This window comes from Polyangium sp. y55x31, from assembly GCF_029946505.1.
Classification (GTDB): Bacteria; Myxococcota_A; Polyangia; order Polyangiales; family Polyangiaceae; genus Polyangium.
Genome location: NZ_JARZHG010000019.1, coordinates 157,746 through 174,090, shown reverse-complemented (window position 1 = coordinate 174,090; position 16,345 = coordinate 157,746). Strand labels below are relative to the sequence as shown.

11 protein-coding genes are annotated in these 16,345 nt (G+C 68.3%); 3 read left to right on the top strand and 8 right to left on the bottom strand.

Going from position 1 to position 16,345, the window contains the following annotated elements:
- Positions 1-23 precede the first annotated feature (23 nt).
- Both QHF84_RS29300 and QHF84_RS29295 read left to right on the top strand, forming a co-directional pair.
- Entirely contained in the window at positions 24-1,529 is a 1,506-nt protein-coding gene (locus QHF84_RS29300) for an aldehyde dehydrogenase family protein (protein WP_281316744.1), read from the top strand.
- A gap of 312 nt (positions 1,530-1,841) precedes the next feature.
- The gene (locus tag QHF84_RS29295) at positions 1,842-2,753 is read left to right on the top strand and encodes a metallophosphoesterase (RefSeq protein ID WP_281316743.1); all 912 of its coding nucleotides are present in this window, start codon (positions 1,842-1,844) and stop codon (positions 2,751-2,753) included.
- A 578-nt stretch (positions 2,754-3,331) separates the two neighbouring features.
- On the opposite strand, the gene QHF84_RS29290 is transcribed toward QHF84_RS29295, so the two are convergent.
- The 5 genes from QHF84_RS29290 to QHF84_RS29270 all read right to left on the bottom strand — a co-directional run bounded on the left by QHF84_RS29290 (position 3,332) and on the right by QHF84_RS29270 (position 8,884).
- Positions 3,332-5,017 carry a hypothetical protein gene (locus tag QHF84_RS29290; RefSeq protein WP_281316742.1) on the bottom strand — a complete coding sequence of 562 codons (1,686 nt, stop codon included), beginning with the start codon at positions 5,015-5,017 and terminating at the stop codon, positions 3,332-3,334.
- Between the two features lie 222 nt (positions 5,018-5,239).
- On the bottom strand, positions 5,240-5,902 hold the full coding sequence (locus tag QHF84_RS29285) for a hypothetical protein (protein ID WP_281316741.1): 663 nt from the start codon (positions 5,900-5,902) through the stop codon (positions 5,240-5,242).
- A 302-nt stretch (positions 5,903-6,204) separates the two neighbouring features.
- The gene (locus QHF84_RS29280; RefSeq protein WP_281316740.1) at positions 6,205-7,041 is read right to left on the bottom strand and encodes a lysophospholipid acyltransferase family protein; all 837 of its coding nucleotides are present in this window, start codon (positions 7,039-7,041) and stop codon (positions 6,205-6,207) included.
- Between the two features lie 21 nt (positions 7,042-7,062).
- The gene (locus QHF84_RS29275; RefSeq protein WP_281316739.1) at positions 7,063-8,274 is read right to left on the bottom strand and encodes a heparan-alpha-glucosaminide N-acetyltransferase domain-containing protein; all 1,212 of its coding nucleotides are present in this window, start codon (positions 8,272-8,274) and stop codon (positions 7,063-7,065) included.
- 37 nt (positions 8,275-8,311) lie between these two features.
- On the bottom strand, positions 8,312-8,884 hold the full coding sequence (locus QHF84_RS29270) for a hypothetical protein (protein ID WP_281316738.1): 573 nt from the start codon (positions 8,882-8,884) through the stop codon (positions 8,312-8,314).
- Positions 8,885-9,216: 332 nt separating this feature from the next.
- On the opposite strand from QHF84_RS29270, the gene QHF84_RS29265 reads away from it, so the two are divergent.
- Positions 9,217-9,615 (top strand): hypothetical protein, encoded by a 399-nt coding sequence (locus tag QHF84_RS29265; RefSeq protein WP_281316737.1) that lies wholly within the window; start codon positions 9,217-9,219, stop codon positions 9,613-9,615.
- Between the two features lie 106 nt (positions 9,616-9,721).
- On the opposite strand, the gene QHF84_RS29260 is transcribed toward QHF84_RS29265, so the two are convergent.
- Genes QHF84_RS29260 through QHF84_RS29250 form a run of 3 tightly spaced genes read right to left on the bottom strand, consistent with a single transcriptional unit; the run spans position 9,722 to position 16,201 of the window.
- Positions 9,722-12,265, bottom strand: a complete 2,544-nt coding sequence (locus tag QHF84_RS29260) for a DUF2169 domain-containing protein (protein ID WP_281316736.1) — start codon at positions 12,263-12,265, stop codon at positions 9,722-9,724.
- Between the two features lie 56 nt (positions 12,266-12,321).
- Positions 12,322-15,456, bottom strand: coding sequence for a serine/threonine-protein kinase (locus QHF84_RS29255; RefSeq protein ID WP_281316735.1), 3,135 nt, complete (start codon positions 15,454-15,456; stop codon positions 12,322-12,324).
- A 16-nt stretch (positions 15,457-15,472) separates the two neighbouring features.
- Positions 15,473-16,201 (bottom strand): hypothetical protein, encoded by a 729-nt coding sequence (locus QHF84_RS29250; RefSeq protein WP_281316734.1) that lies wholly within the window; start codon positions 16,199-16,201, stop codon positions 15,473-15,475.
- Between the last annotated feature and the right edge of the window lie 144 nt (positions 16,202-16,345).

Genomic DNA, 16,345 nt, shown 5'->3' with positions numbered 1-16,345 from the left:
CTCGACAAAGTGAGATACGAACCATGGAAAACCTGAATGCGGAACGTCGGCTCTTCATCAATGGCGCGTTGGTCGACGCGGAGGGGGGGCGAACCTACGACGTCATCAATCCAGCGACCGAAGAGATCGCGGGGGTCGTGGCCGCGGCCTCCTTGGCCGATGCCGATCGCGCGCTCGCTGCCGCCCGTCGCTGCTTCGATACGTCGGATTGGTCGACCAACAAGGCACGGCGCATCCGAGCGCTGAGCCAGCTTCGTGATGGCCTCAAGGCCGCGTCCGACGAGTGGCGGCGTCAGATCGTCGCCGAGAGCGGATGCCCGATCGCCTTCACGCACGGACCGATGCTCGACAGCTCGGTCACGGACATCGACTACTCGCTCCGATTGCTGGCCACCTATCCGTTCGAGCGCGAGCTCGAGGACCTGGGCTCGCCCATGGGCGGCGCCGCGCGCCGCCTGGTGTGCAAGGAGGCCGCTGGCGTGGTGGTGGCCATCACGCCTTGGAATGCGCCGGTGCAAACGAACCTGCAGAAGACCATTCCCGCGCTGGCGGCCGGCTGCACGGTCGTGCTCAAGGCCGCTCACGACACGCCGTGGGCGGCGACGATGTTGGGGCGCGTCGCGGCGCAGTGCCCGGACCTGCCGCCGGGGGCGTTCAACGTGCTGACGTCGTCGGCCGACGGATCGCTCGGCGCCATGCTCACCGCCGACCCTCGTGTGGACGTCGTCTCGTTCACGGGGTCGACTGCCACGGGACGTCGCGTTATGGAGAGCGCCGCGAAAACCATCAAGAGGACGCTGCTCGAGCTCGGTGGTAAGTCCGCGATGATCATCCTCGACGATGCGGAGCTCTCTCGAGCCCTAATGGGCGCCAGCTTCGTGTGCGCGAACGCCGGCCAGGGCTGCGTGCTGAACACGCGGCTTCTCGTTCCGCGCTCGCGTTACGACGAGGCCATCTCCATTCTGGAGTCGATCTATCGCAATGTGCCCTACGGCGACCCGACCGACATGAAGAACATCATGGGGCCGATGATCAACGCCGCACAGCGTGAGCGAGTCCTCGCCTACATCGAGAAGGGAAAGGCCGAGGGGGCGCGGCTCGTGGTGGGCGGGGGCAAGCCTCAGCGCTTCGCGAAAGGCTACTACATCGAGCCCACTCTCTTCGCCGACGTCGAGAACACGATGACGATCGCGCAAGAAGAGATCTTCGGTCCCGTCCTCGTCGTCATCCCCTTCGAAGATGACGAAGACGCAATCCGGATCGCGAACGACTCGATTTACGGCCTTTCCGGGTCGGTGATCTCGGCCTCTCCCGAACGCGCCATGAAGGTTGCCCGCCGTATCCGCACGGGTTCCATGAACGTGAACGGGGCGTTCTTCTTCTCTGCCAACGCTCCCTTCGGCGGCTACAAGCAATCGGGCATTGGCCGCGAGATGGGGATCGAAGGCTTCGAAGAGTATCTGGAGACGAAGACGATCGCGGTTCCGGTCGAGTTTCCGACGGCCACGATCGCCCACGCCTCGCCGTAACGGCTGCCTATCGGACGCCGCTCGCGTCGTCCGACGATTCGACGTTCGCGCTCCAACGCGAGCGCGTCAGCGTGCGAGTACGTCGGATCGCGCATGGCCGCTGCCCGACACCGCCGACCCCAACGAAGGAAGGGGACGTGTCGGAAGCGTCGGGCAGTGGTCACGCGGCGCCCGCGTGATTTCGTGAGTCCGTCTGGCGGTCTCGTCGGAGTCACGCACGGCGATCGCACGCCTGCTCAGATGAATTGCAAGGAAACGACCGCAAGTACGAGGCGCACGATGCATACGGATGAGACTCGAGTCGGTGCGGGAGTGGCTGCACCGCGACAATCGACACAGGCGCCCCTCGGGCGTTGGCGTCCACTCGTCACGTTCCTGCCGATCGGCGTCGCCGTGGTGAGCGGCATTCACTATTACCTGTGGATGCGTCTCGTCCGCGACGTCGGCTTCCCGACCTCGATCGACCACGCGCTGACGGTGATGCTCGTCCTCGCCGCAGCAAGCGTTCCGACGGGCGTGGTCGCGAGCCGTCTGGTTTCGCCGCGTTGGTCCGTCTGGTGGCTCGCGCCTGTTTACGTCTGGATCGGGACTGCGTTTTATCTCCTGCTCGCCGCAGGCATCATCGACCTCTTACGCCTCGTGCTCGAGCTCGTGGCGTTCGAACAACCGGAGATCGAGCGCATCGGTCCCGAGGCGGGCGCATTTCTCATCGTGACGTGGGGCGTAGGGGCCGCGACGTTGGCCGTGCTCGAAGCGCGCACGCTTCGTGTCGAGCATGTGGAAGTTGCTCTGTCGAAACTCCCGCGAGCGCTGGATGGGTTCCGAATCGCTCAAATCTCGGACGTCCACGTCGGTCCGATCGTCGGACGTAGGTTCCTGGAGCGCGTCGTCTCGAAGGTGAACGACCTCGACGCGGACGTCGTGGTCATCACCGGCGATCTGGTCGATGGAAGCGTCGAGGACCTCGCACATGACGTCGCTCCGCTCGCCAGCCTCGAGTCGACGTTCGGCACGTTCTTCGTGACGGGAAATCACGAGTACCACGCAGGCGCGCCGGAATGGTGCGCACATCTTCCGACGCTCGGCGTCCGTGTTCTCCGCAACGAGCACGTCGTGCTCGACCGTGACGGGCATGGGTTGGACCTGGCGGGCATCGACGATTACGAGGCGACCCACTTACATCGGTCACGGTGCCAATCTCGCGAGAGCCACCGCAGGGCGTGACGCGAGAGGGCCTCTGATCCTCCTCGCGCACCAACCCAAGGCAATCCACGAGGCCGTTCGATACGAGGTCGATCTACAGCTATCCGGGCACACGCACGGGGGACAACTGTGGCCGCTGCGCTGGCTCTTGCGGCTGAGTGATCCATTCGTCGCTGGCCTCGGCAGGTTGGGCGACACGCAAGTCTACGTCAGCCGCGGGACCGGGCACTCGGGGCCTCCGATGCGTCTCGGGGCTCCTGCAGAGATCACGCACATCGTGCTGCGAGCCACCTGACGAACGGTGTTGGCAGGAAGGAGTCCGTTCGAGGGCTCGACGTTGGAAAGCACTCGAAACCGACCATTGCTAGCAAAATCCACCACGCGAGGTACGTGCTCGCCTGCGTCCGCACTTGCATCGAGCGGCGCCACGTGCTTGCCCATCGACGGCTTCCCTGGGTACTGTGTAGGGCGGGGGCGCCGCAGCCTCCCGACCACCTGGGCTCGGTTGGAGATTGGGAATCGAAGTGCGCTCGCTCCCGTCGTTGCCGACGCAGCCCACAGCCAGGGCGAACGCCCGCGTTCGGAGCGACTGGCAGGAATTAATGGCACGCGCCGCACGGGGGATCGGACGGAGTGTCACCACCCGTCCCAAATGAAATGCTGCCATCGAGCAGGGTGTCCTCGAAGAGCGTGATGGGCGAGGTCGACGTATCGCCGCTCCGCAGGTTGACTCTGTTCAGGGCGGTGATCGGGCTCGTGGAGGTGATCTCGACCCAGCCGACCGAGCGTCCGTTCGCGGGATCCGAGGTCGGGATCGATAACCACTCGGGATCCTCGGCCGAGCGCCACACGCCGCGGCGGGGGATCTGACGCACGAAGGAGGTCAGGTAGCCGGAGCCATCCACCTTGCGAATCCGTACGGTGATGGTGGCCGGGCCGCTGGCGCCCGGGTTGTTGACGACGAGGTCGGTCCATTGTGTATAGCCCGCCGTGCTCGGCCATCTCTTGAGGTAAAGCGATGCGAATTGCATCGACGAGGGCTTCTGTGCGAGCGGCTCGTCGTCGAGCCATGTCAAGGGCGAGGTCGCCGTGCTTCCATTGCGGAACATCACCCGGTTGATCCCGAAGACCTCCTGCGTCGAAGTTATCTCGGCCCAACCCTGGCTGCCCGTGGCGCTCGCCCAGCTCGCGTCGCCGAAGGCGTTCCACCAGCCCATCGCCGGGATCGTCCTCGAGAACTGGGCGAGATCCTGGCAGGCTCCGTCGCTCCGACGCACGAAGACCGTGAGGGTCGCGGGCGTCGGGTTGGGGTTGACGATGATGGGGTGCGACCATTGCGTGATCGTACCGCCCGCCGGCGCGCCCTTGACGAAGAGCGGCGCGCGCAGGTCCCCGGAGAGCGTGGCGTCGAAGCCGGCGTCGTCGAGGAGGAGGGGCGAGGCATTGTAGGTGTTGCCGCTACGCAGAGCGGTCCGGCTGGAGGCGACGACCGGGGCGTCCGATTGCACCTCCAGCCAGCCGATCGCGCCACCATTGCCGGGGTCGGTGGGCGCGATGCCGAGCCACCCCGGATCGCCGTAGGACGACCACGCGCCCTTCGCGGGTATGGTGCGGTTCAGGATCGCGTGTACTCCGCTGCCGTCGCTCTTGTGCACCCGCACCGCGATGTTCGCCGGCGCGGCGCTGGGGTTGTTCACGGTGATGTCCGTCCACTGGGTGACGCCGCTGATCCCGGTGGGCCAGTTTCGCAGAAAGAACGTGGAGAAGAGCTGCGTCGAGGGCGACTTCAGGAACCGCGTGTCATTGAAGAGCGAAACCGGGGCGTCGAACGTCGTGCCCGTCCGCACGTCGATCCGGTTGTTCGCGGCCACCTCCGCGTCGGAGTCGAGCTCGACCCAGCCGACCGTACGGTGATTGACGGGGTCGGTCTCGGTCACGCCGAGCCAAGCCGGGTCGCCGTAGGAGTTGTACCACCCGCCCGCGGGGATCGTCTTCGAGATCGTCCCGAGCGTCCCGAGCCCGTCATTGCGGTGAATGGTGAGCATGACATGGGCCGGCACGGAGTTCGGGTTGTTGATGATGACGCTGGACCATTGCGTGCGCCCGTCGACCGTCGGGACATTCTTCAGGTAGTAGCTGGCGAACTGGTGCGTGGGTACCGTGAGGCCCTGCTCGTCGGCGTCGATCGGCTCGTCGATCGGGCCCTCGTCGTCGCCGCCGACGCAACCCATGGCCAGGACGAACGCAGCGGAGGCGAATGCTACGAGGGTGAGGATGCGGGACATGAGATTCTCGTGCGTGTATCTCGGTGGAATCGCGCGAAACAAGGAAGGTGTCACCGCCGCTGCGCTCGACCTTCTCTACGAGGGGTGCCCCCCTGATCTGACGACCCGGCGCGGCGTTTTTTCAGGCCCGAGCCCAGCGCCGGGCCCTCCCATGAATGCCCGGCGCTGGACGTTTTGATCAGAAAAATTCGAAGGGAAGCCTCACGAGGGGCAAGGCATCCTTCAGTTGCAGCTCGCCGACGCGCAGCAGATGTACACGCGGAAGAGGTCGTACCACTTCGTGTCGTCGACGCAGGAGCACGCGGACTCGGAGCAATAACCAAGGAGGCAGGTGGGCTTCGCCTTGAAGCACGCCCACGCTTGGTTCGACGACCGGTAGCAGCCGCCGCTCATCGGGCCGCAGGAGGCGCTCTCCGTCCCCGACGACGGGCTCTGGAGCGCCTGCGCGGCCGTGTTTGCCACGCGGGCCTGCCCGTCCGACGGCGGGAGGAAGCCCTCCTCGACGAGGAGATCCCGCGCCATCTCGAGCTCCGTCATCGCCTCGGAGGACGACGCGGGACGACCCTTCCGCATGATCGTAGCCTCGCCCTTCCATTTCGCGATCGTGAGGTCATGCCCCGGCAAGGCCAGCGTGATCTCGAGCGACTCGTTCGCCTCGTCCTTGACGGCCGACAGCGTGCCGAGCACCTCGTCACGGTCGGAGAGAAGCGTGATCTCCGCGATGTCCCCGACGGCGTCGGATGCATAACGCGCCACGCCCTGTCGCTGCAAGGACGCCGGGGCCTCGTGGACCTCGCCGAGATCGCGCTCTGCAATGGGCTCGCCCCCTGCGACGCAGCCGAGGAGGGAATGGGACGCCACCAGAACGAGGAGGATCGATTTCATGTTCATGGGAATACCCCTTGGGGAGCACAAACTCCCGGTCATGGAGCGCCGGCGAGGCGCATTCGAGCGTATCCACGTCGAGCCCCGCCCACGATCACGCGGCGCGCGGCCATACGCCGCACCACGCCCCGCGGCGCCGGGTCTCGTTGTCTGCTCTCCGCTTGCTCTACGCCGAGCGCTTTCCCGGTCTGACAACGTCAGCAGTTTTTTTTTCGTCAGGGGACCAGCCCCCGCAGGCTCGCCCAGTCCGACGCCGGAGCTTCGCCCCGAACGGGCCCGAGGGCGAGGCGTCCCCCTCGGGACTAGAGGTAGAGGCTCGTGCGCGCGGCCCTGCCCTCGTCGAGCAGCTCCGCGATCCGCGCCTTCACGGCCTCCACCTTGGGGATCACCTCGGCGTCTTCCTCGTTGCCCGTGCCCTCGAACCACATCGGCTCGCCGAACCAGATCGAGCAGCGGGCCGGCAAGGGCAGGGGCAGGACCGTCGGCGTGATCGGGAAGTACGGTATGCCGAGGGCGCGGGCGAGCGGCTTGATGTCGAAGAACGCCGGGCACGCTTCCTCGCCCCCGACGAACGCGAACGGCGTGATCGGCGAGCGCGTCTTCATCGCGAGGCGCACGAAGCCCGTGCCGAAGTCGACGAGCTTGTACCGATCTTTCCAGAGCTTGCCGCTGCCGCGCGCGCCCTCCGGGAAGACCATGATGAGCTCGTCGTCCTCGAGCAGGCGCTCGCAGTTCTCGGGCAAACCCGTGACCTGGCCGGCCCGCGTCAGCCACACGTTCACGAGCGGGAGCTTCTGGAAGACCTTCTCGATCATCGCCTTCACCGCCCGCGGCGGGTGCGCGTCGAGCATCATCGCGGTCGCCACCATCATGCCGTCGTAGGCGAGCTGCGACGAGTGGTTGCCGATGAGCAGGCCCCGCCCCGGCGGCACGCGATCGATTCCGTGGACCTCGACCCGGAAATAACGCCGGTAAAACCAGGCGGCGACGTAGAGCGTGCGCTTCGCCGCCGCCGTGGAGAAGCCCCATTTGTCGTACCCGAGCGCGTTCACCGCGGGCGAGACCTCGTCCACGATCTCCGAAAGCTCCCGGGGTATCCGTCGATCCAGCACCTCGAACAGGCCAGTCAGCGGGGTCATCGTGCGTCTCACCTTTTGACGTCAAAGATAACTGAGGAAAACGAGATCCCGCCGCCTTCGCTTGAGCTCCGCGAACCTTCGGCAGAGCGGGTAGAGCGCCGCCACGACGGCGAGCGTGTATCCATAGACGAACGGTAAATCATGCTGCGCCTTCGCGGGCAAACCCATGTGCTGCCAGGTGAAGACCTCGTCGCCGTGGATCGCGTAGTGCAGGATCGCCGCGGACGCATGGATCAGGAAGAGGTGGAGGATGTAATAAAACAGCGGCGCCCGGCCGAACACGAGCAGGATTCGCTTGCCGGGGAATTCGCGCCCTTCGAGCGCGCCGAGCGCGAGGAGCGCGGGCCCGAGCGTCATGAGCAGGTACGAGAGCGACGGCGGGTACTTGCGGCAATTGAGGAACGAGAGCACCGTCGCGACCGCGCTCCCCTGCGAGGTCCAGGGCAAGGGATCGCCGTAGACGTTGAGCCCCCGGACGAGCAAGAACAAAAGCGTGAGCGCGGCGCCGAGCTTGTAGAGCCGCGCGCGGCGCTCGGCCGGCGCGGCCTCGAAGAGCGCGCCGAGGCCATATCCCGCGGCCATGACGCCGATCCACGGCACGAGCGGATACGCGATGAACACGTAGTGGCCCGGCACGGGCTCGAAAGGTTTCGACTCGTGGAGGATCGACCAGACGACGTCGAGGGCGCTGCCTTTGGCGAAGGAGACGCCATCGAGGAGGTTGTGCCCGGCGATCATGGCGACGCCGATCGCCGCGACGATACGCACGGGCAGGTGCACGAGGCCGGCGAGCGCGATCATGCTCCAGCCGATCGCCCAGATGACCTGGAGCGGCGTGACGTGGTAGCCGAGATCGAAGGTCCAGCCGATCCGGATCACCGTGATTTCGAGGAGGACGAGCCACACGCCCCGCGTGAGGAGAAACCGGGAGAGCTCGCCCCGGCTCTTGCCGCGCGCGGCCTGGAGGTAGCCGCTCGTGCCCGCGAGCAGGACGAAGACGGGCGCGCAGAAGTGCGTGATCCACCGCGTGAAGAAGAGCGCGGCGCTGGTCTTCGTGAGGTCGATGCGAAAGCCGACCTCGGGGCCCACGAAGTCCCGCACGTGATCGATCGCCATCAGGATCATGACGAGGCCCCGGAGGACGTCGACGGCGTCGAGGCGCGCTTTTTCGGCGGGTTTCGCGGGGCTTTCGGCCACGGCCGCGCCGCCATCTTCGAGAGTCCGGGTCGTCACCGGCGCGAGCTTACCAGGGATCCGGCGCGATGGCGGATCACTGGATGCGGAACCGATCGCCGTGGCGGCCGTCGTCGTCGCGCCGATCGAACACGGTGAACGGGTTGTACCGATTGGCGATACGCTCGCTGTAGCGGCCCTCGAGCCGCACCCCCACGTCGTTCGTCGCGTCGCGGAGGGTGATGTCGTCGTAGGTGACGCGGACGAGCACCGGGATACGATCGCGGCCGCAGAAGGCCGCCGGATCCGGGGCCTCGAGGCCGATCGTGCCGTTGATGCGGCCCTCGCGATCCGCGCGGAACGAGGCCCGCTCGACGACGTACTGGCGCACAATCCGCCGATCGCCCTGCCCTCCCGTGACGACGCCGGCCCGGGTGGCGCAACGGTACACGGCGCGGACCTCCGCCCGGAGGCGAACCTCGACGGTCTCCCTTTGTGCCAGGCCAAACTCACGGAAGTCGACGTCGAGATCGCCCTGGCGATTGATGTCGACGGTGGTGCTCCGGAAGACGGGATTCCGATCGCGGCGCTGCGCGTCCGCGGGTGATGCCGCGAGGAGCGGCGCGGCCGCGAGCGCGGCGAGCATGACGATTCGAATCGTTCGTCCCATGGCGCATTCCTCCTTGCACGCGCGAATCCCGCGCGGCTCTCCACGGACGAAGGCAGGCCCGCGCCCGCTTCGTCGCCCCCTTCCCATGAGACCGCCCGCATGAGAGCGGAAGCGCCGCCCGGCACGGATGTTCGCGGCCGAGTCGGTTTCCCCCCGTCCTTGGCAGAACTTCCAATGTTTATCGGCGAGCGCGTGGCCGCCCCGCTCGACGAGGGCTCGCCCGGGCCAAAGAGAAAGCGCGGTGGTCAGATGTGCTCCGGTGATCGCGGCTCGCCGTGATTGCCGTGGTGGAGACGACCATCGACGAACGGACATAACTCGGGAGGCCAACGATGAATCAATTCTCGAAGTTTTTCGCGCTGCTCGGTCTGTCCGCGTCCGTGGCGCTCGTCGGCGCCGGCTGCGCGGCCGAGGTCGAGGATCCCGCGTCCGAGCTGGCCCTCACGGACGAGGCGAACGACAGCGCGGAGCTCGCCGTGAGCGTGGACGAGACCACGGCCGAGAGCGAGGACGCGCTCTCGACGAACGGCGGCTGCTTCGGGGGCGGCTGCGGCATCGGCGCGCCCGGCTTCAGCTACGGATACGACTACGGCTGCCGCGGATACGACTGCCTGATCGGTGGCCGCCACTTCCTGCGCGGCCCGTACTATGGGCCTCTCGGCGGCTACGGGCGCGGCTACTACGGCTACGGGCACGCCGGCTGGGCATACGCCCACGGCCGGATCCGGTGATGCGAGGCCGCGCGCCCTCGAATCGAAGCGAAACGTGAACGTGAGCCCGATCGGCCCCCTGGGAGCCGGTCGGGTTCACTTTTTGGTACGAGAAGGAAAAACCTGGTTATCGCCAGCCGTCGATGGATACCACGCGGCCGAGCGCGAGGACACGCAGCGCATTCGGGTGGGATTCGTATTGGTCCTGCTGCGCGTGGGCCTCGGCGAGCAGGCGCGCCTTCATCCTGAGCATGAGCGGCAGCTTCATCGCGAGCGAAAGCGGCATGTACACGGGGACGGCCGTATTTTCGCCCGCGGGGACGCAGAGCGCGCGGATCTGCTCGTCGCCGAAGACGGTGCGTTTCTGGTATTTGCGTTGATCGAGGAGCACGCGCTCGATGTGGGCGTCGAGCTGGCTCACCGTGACGCTGCGCTTCGATTGGCGGAGCGCGTCGCGGAGCTCGCTCGTCACGACCTCGACATTGGACGGCGCCTGGAGCAGCGGCGTCTTCAGCACCTCGTTTGCCGCTTCGAGCGCGTCCTTGAGTTTCTTGTTGTCCTCGGTCACGAGCGGCGTGATCGCGGCGGTCGCGGCCTTCAGGTGCTCGACCTCGTCGAACGGAAAGCGGAGTTCGCCCGTGAGCATGACGACGGGCGGCGTGAAGCGGCCGGTCTCGCTGATCGATTCGAGCATCGCCCGCTGAATGCCCCGTCCGTCCGTGGGCGTGGCGCGCGTGAGGACGCCGAAGGTGTCGTGCCGATCCCGCGAGGCATTTGGATCGTCGGTGGGCAGGTCATGCTTGGGATCGAGCGGCTCGAATTCGAGCTCGTCCACGATGGACGGGAACGCGGCACGAATCCGAGCGACGCCCTGCGGATCGAACCAGAGGAGATCGACGACCTCGGGGCCGAGCCGACGCGAGGGGCGCGCCGGCGGGACACGAGGACGCGTGTCGTCCTGGACGGCGGGCGTGGTGGTGACGGGCGCCGCGACGGGCGTATGCGTGGGCGCGCCAATGACGTTCGCCGAAGCGCCGGCCGCCCAGGGGCTGGTTTCGCGCGGGACAGCGGGCGCGGCCGCGACGTCGAGGGGTTCGCGGCGAGGAACCTCGGCCGGAGGCACGGGGGTCGCCTGCGGGGCCGTGAAGCTCGGCGGGGCCGCCACGACCGCGGCCGGCGGGACCATCGGAGGCGCGACGGGCGGCGCGGGGGGCATCGCAGGAGCGGCCGGAACCGGGGGCGCGGGAGGAACCGCGGGGATCGCCGGCACGGGCGGCATCGGGGGGACGACCGGCGCGGCCGCGGGCGGCTGCGCGCCAGGGAAAGGCAGCGGCGCGCGGGGCGGTTGGGTCGGGACGCGGGGCGCCGTGACGGCGGCCGTCGCGGCGGCGGGAGCGGCGGCGGGCGTGGAGGCAGCGGGCGCGGGGGGAGGCGCGGATACACCGCTGCGGGTCCGACCACGCGCGAGCCACGCCGGCACATTGCCGCCCTCGGCGCGCGCGAGCTCCTCGGTGGAGATGATCTCCGTCTCGACGGACTCTTCCTCGAAGATGTGCTGTTCGGCGGGACGAACCGGCTTCGGCGGCGCGGCCTTCGCGGCGGGCGCGGGCGTGGCGGGGGCCGGCGGCGCGATGGGCGGCGCGGGCGCGGCGGGCGCAGGCGCGGACGTCTTTTGCGGGGCGAGCGCGCGGCTCAACATCTGCACGTCGTCCCAGGCGAGCTTCTGGCGGAGGTTGCCCATCGCCACGAGGACACGCCCGCGCTCGTCGCGCGAGAGGAGCGGCATCTGGCCGCGCCACGTGATCGTGCAGATGGCGCGGTCGGTGTCGATCCAGAGTGCATCACCGACGAGGTTGAGCTCCTGCGGCCCGCCGCGCGGGCGCTCGACGAACGCCTGCGGGCGGAGGCCCGGAAGGCGGGTCGTGAGGCGCGGATGATCGGGGTGGAGGTGCTCGAGGACGATCTCGAGCTCGGGCGTGATCTCGGGGAGGCGCTGATCGGCCGGCGCGGCGTTGAAGTACTCGATCTCGATGTCGTCGGGCAGCGGCCGGCTGTGCCAATCGGCGTGGGAAAAACTGCCGCGGTGGCGGCGGAGCCGGGTCTCGCGTTGCGGCCACCCGGCGGCGATCGGACCGAAGCCCACGGGCGAGCCGTCGTCCTTCAACGTGTGTTGCCGGCGCGCCGGGTGCAGGTTCGGCAAGGGTCCGGGCGTGACGGGGATGCCGACCGGGTTCATGGTCCCGGGCCCGCCCTGCGCGCGCTCGTAGCGCAGCGGCATGTGGGTGAACGCGGGTCCGTCGGTGATCTGCGCCTCGCCGGACCAGGTGCGGTCGGCGTGGACCTCGATGGCCTTGTCGAGCGAGCCCACGACCATCCGCGCGAGGAGCGAGCGGCAGGGCTTGTGATGCGCGGCGAACGCGTGCCCGACGAGCGTGACGTCCGCGCCTTTGCGGAAAGGGACGAGGTCGCTCGGCGAGTAGACGCTGCGCCGGGGATCGTCGTCCCAGTGGTTGTCGGCGTCGTTGATCGGCTCCTGGCCCGACGAGAGCCGGAGCTCTCCCGGGACCAGATCGAACGTGGCCTTGCAGACGACGGTGAGCACCCACTCGCGGCTCTGCCTTTGCCAAGGGAGAGAGGCCACGTAGAAGGGGCCGAGCGCAACGACCTCCATCGCGCCGACAGTACCACAACGGACGGAAGGGGTGAGGACGAAGGCGGCGGGGCCGGTCAACGTGCCGAGGTCGGCTTCGCCTCGGCCTCCGCGAGCGCCGCGGCGCGCTCCCACGCGAGGAGTGGGTTCTCGCGGAGCGCGGATTCGAGGAGGGCCTTGGCCTCGCTCGCGGCTTTCTCATCGCCCGACGCGCGCGCCTGCGCGAGCCGGAGCGCGCCTTTCGTCGCGAGCGCCGTCGCCATGCGAGGGTTTCGGGCGAGCGCGGCGTCGCACAGGGCGATTGCGCTCGCCCGATCTCGATCGGCGGGCTCATGTCTCGCGGAAAGCCAGGCGGCGCGTACCTCGTGAAGCTCGGCGAGCGTCTGGTGCAAATGCGGATCGGCGCGCTCTTCTGCGAGCAGGCGCCGGAGCGGCTCGATCGCATCCTCGAAGGAGGCGGCGTCCGCGCGACCTTTCGAGACGGCCCAGCGCAGGCCGAGGAGTTTTACGCGCGCCTCGTTCCGGCGCGCGTCCACGTCCCAAGGCGCCGCCGCGACCAGCGCGCGGAACGATTCGCGCGCCGTCGCGAGCGCCGCCGTCGGATCCTTCCCTTGCCCGAGGAGCCACGACGCCTCCGTCATGGCGAGGAGTCCCTGGATCTCGCGGCTCGCGGAGGGGGGCCCGAGCCGCTCCATTCCCCGGACGAACGCCGCGGCGCGCTCGAGCGATGGCCCCGGATCCCGGCCCGCATCGGCGGCGTGTGTCGCCTCGATCCAGAGCGCCCACGCCGAAAGGTTCGCCGAATCGAGGGCGTTCGTCTCGTGCACGGCGGCCGCCGACGCGAGCGCGCTCGCCACGGCGCTCTCCGGCGAGAGGCCTCGCCACGCGAGGTATTGTGCGCGCCGGAAAAACGCGAGGGCCTTGTTGATGGCCGGGTACGTGAAGCTCGGATCCCGCGCGATGGCCTCGTCGCAACGCGCGACGGCGCGCTCGACCGAGGGGCCCGGATCGACGCCGCGTGAGGCCTCGATCCGGGCCCGCTCCGCATAAGAAGAACAAACCTCGTTGTAGGGCCAGAGGAAGCCGGGATCGAGCCGGATGGCCTCTTCGTAAGCGGCAATGGCGCGGCCCATGGCTTCCCGCGCGTCGAGCCCACGGCTCATCAGATAAAGGAACCGCGTCCTGTAGGCAGCGCCCACGAGGTAATGCGCCATGGCGTCGCCCGGCCGGGCGCGCGCGGCGTCCTCGGCACGATCGATCGCCTCTCGGATGATGGGCTCCGGCTCCGCCGTCTCCGGCCCGTGCACGGTGCGGAATGCAAAAATGCTGTGCAGGAGCGCCACCTTGATCCGCGCCGACGAGCGCTGCGCATCGGCCATGATGGCCCGGCCGCAGGCGCGCCTCGCTTTCTCGAAGCTCGGGCGGAGGAGCGATGGGCGCGCGTCCGACGCGAGGACGACCTGGATCCAGAGCTCGCACTCGGCCTCGTGTACGGCCGGATCACTCCGCGCGATCTCCGCGGCCGCCGCGTACGCCGCCGCCGCGGGCTCGAAGGCTTGCATCATTTTGTCGAGATCGAACGCCGCGTCGCGACGGAATCGGCTGCCCTCCGCGAAGAGCGCGTCTCCTTCGAGCTTCTTCGCCTCGTGGAGCCAGGGCGATTGCCGGAACGCTTCGCGCGCCTTTTCGAGCGCGACGTCGTTCTTGCCCTCTTGCAGCGCAATGAGCCCCTCCACGAACGCCGGCGACTCGAACCGCGCCCCGAGCGACGCGCGCAGGTGCGCGAGCGCAGGCTCTTTGTATTCGGCGGCGAGGGCGGCGATCCTCGCGTCTCTGCGTTCGCGATCCTGGATCCTCTTGGTCTCCTCCAGCGCTTTTTGATGCAGCTCCACGAGCGCGAGCCCCATGGCATGACGAAGCGCCGGCTGGGTGTATCCGACGTCGTATGCGCGGCGTAGATGGGACAACGCCTCTTCGGGCTCGTGGAGCGCGAGATACCCTCGCCCGAGCGCGTCGTGCACCGGCCCCTCCGCGGCGGGCCCGAGCAACGTCATTCGGCGCTCGATGCCTCGCAGCCGCCCCCGCACGATGTCCCGCTCGCGCTCGATGTCGTGCAGCGGCATTACTTGCGCGTGCCGAAGGAAAAGCTCCATCTCCTTCACGTCCTCGCCGAGCTCCCGCGCGATCGCAGCCCGCTCGGCCGCGGCGCGCCGCTCGCCGAACCACAAAACGAGGAGCACGGCGGCCGCCGCGACGAGCGCCGCCCCGAGCGCCACGCGCGCCTTGTGCCTGCGCGCGGTCTTCAAGAGGACGTACCCGAGCGACGCCCGGCGCGCCTTCACGGGGACGCCGTCGAGGAAACGCGCGAGATCGTCGCCGAAGGCCCGCGCCGATTCGTATCTGCGCCCCGGCTCCCGTTCGAGGCATTTCATCACCACGGCCTCGAGGTCCTCCGGCACCTCGGGGCGCACTTTGCGGAGCGGCAAGGGCTCGTCGAGGAGGAGGCTTTGCAAGACCTCCATCAGGTTTCCCTCGAAGGGCGGCCGTCCCGCGAGCAAATCGTAGAGCGTGGCGCCGAGCGCATACACGTCCGTCCGCCGATCCAGCGCATGCACGTCGCCGCCCGCCTGCTCCGGCGCCATGTATCCGGGCGTCCCGGCGAACGAACCCATCGTGGAATGGGTCGCCTCGCGCGTGTCCCGCGCAATGCCGAAATCGGTGATGTACGGCTTGTAGGCCCCGTCCTCGCCTCGCTCGACCATGATGTTGTGGGGCTTCACGTCGCGATGGATGATCCCGAGCCGGTGCGCCTCGTGGAGGGCCGCGGATACCTCGAGCACGACGCGGACCTTTTCTTCGAGCGTCATCCGGGCGCTCGCGACGTCGAGCGGCTCGCCGTCGATGTATTGCATCACGATGTACGGCCTGTCGCCGAGGGCGGCCGCCTCGTACACCTTGCACGCATTCTCGTGCTCGAGCCTCGCCTGCGAACGCGCCTCGCGGAGGAGCAATCGGTTCGTCTCCGCGTCCGACGCGTGCAGGAACTTGAGCGCCACGTCGCGCCCGAGCTGCTTGTCCCGCGCCCGGTACACCGAGCCCATCCCCCCGCGGCCGAGGAGCTCGAGGCCTTCGAATCGCGCGAGGAGCGCGACCGGGACGCGGGGCGGCTCCACGGGCGACGGGCACGACGTGAGGATGTCCTCGGTCCGCATGGCATTCCTCGCGGCGTTACAGGAGGGAAAGGTGGAGATCGCATAGCGCCGCCGGTTCGAGCATCGTCTGGATCACCGGTTTGCCATTGCAGGAAAAACTTCCGTCCGAGCCCACGCAGGCGCTCGCCATGTCGTATCGGATCGAGACGCCGCACGTGTTCAGCAAGGAGCCGCAGAGCCGTGTGATCCAGGAGAGCTGGGTGAAGAGACCGCAGGTCGAGAGGAGGTTGACGCGGGGCCACGCGTGATAGACGGGGGCCTGGCCGGGGCCCTGGATCCGGACCTGCCAGAGCGCCTCCGCGACCGCGAATCCGAGCTCGCCCGCGCTCTCCGTCCCGGCCACGCTGGGCCCCGAGAGGAAAATGGGCACGGAGAAGCCGAGGGGATTGAGATGCGCGACGAGGCACGCGAGCACGTCCTCCTGCGCCGACGTCCCGAGGCCGGCCGTGAGCCACGTGGAGGTGGTGCTCAGGATGCCTTCCCCCTGGTAAACCTCATTTCCACTCGTGATTTGCGTCCCCGCGGGCAGGGCGCAGCGCACCGCATAACGAAACACGTGCCGTCCGCCCCAGGTATCCAGGAGGCCCGTGGCTTCGATCGCGGGATTCACGGCCAATGGATCGGATGGATCCGTTGCGGGGAATGCGAGGGCGGTCAAAAGCTTCATCACGTTTGCGTGATATGCGAGCGGGCTCGCGCCGTTGATGCCGCCCGATCCCGCGGGGCCGCCCAGGGGCTCGAACATGGGGGCCTCCGTGAGCCCTTCGGCGTCGGGAGTCGCTTCGCCGCAGCCGATCGAGAAAAGGATAGCGCCCAGGGCAAGTGCCCGCGATCCCCGAACCAAGGACATGACCCCTCCCCTCGCCCGGGTGCTTTTGCTGCCCCGGAC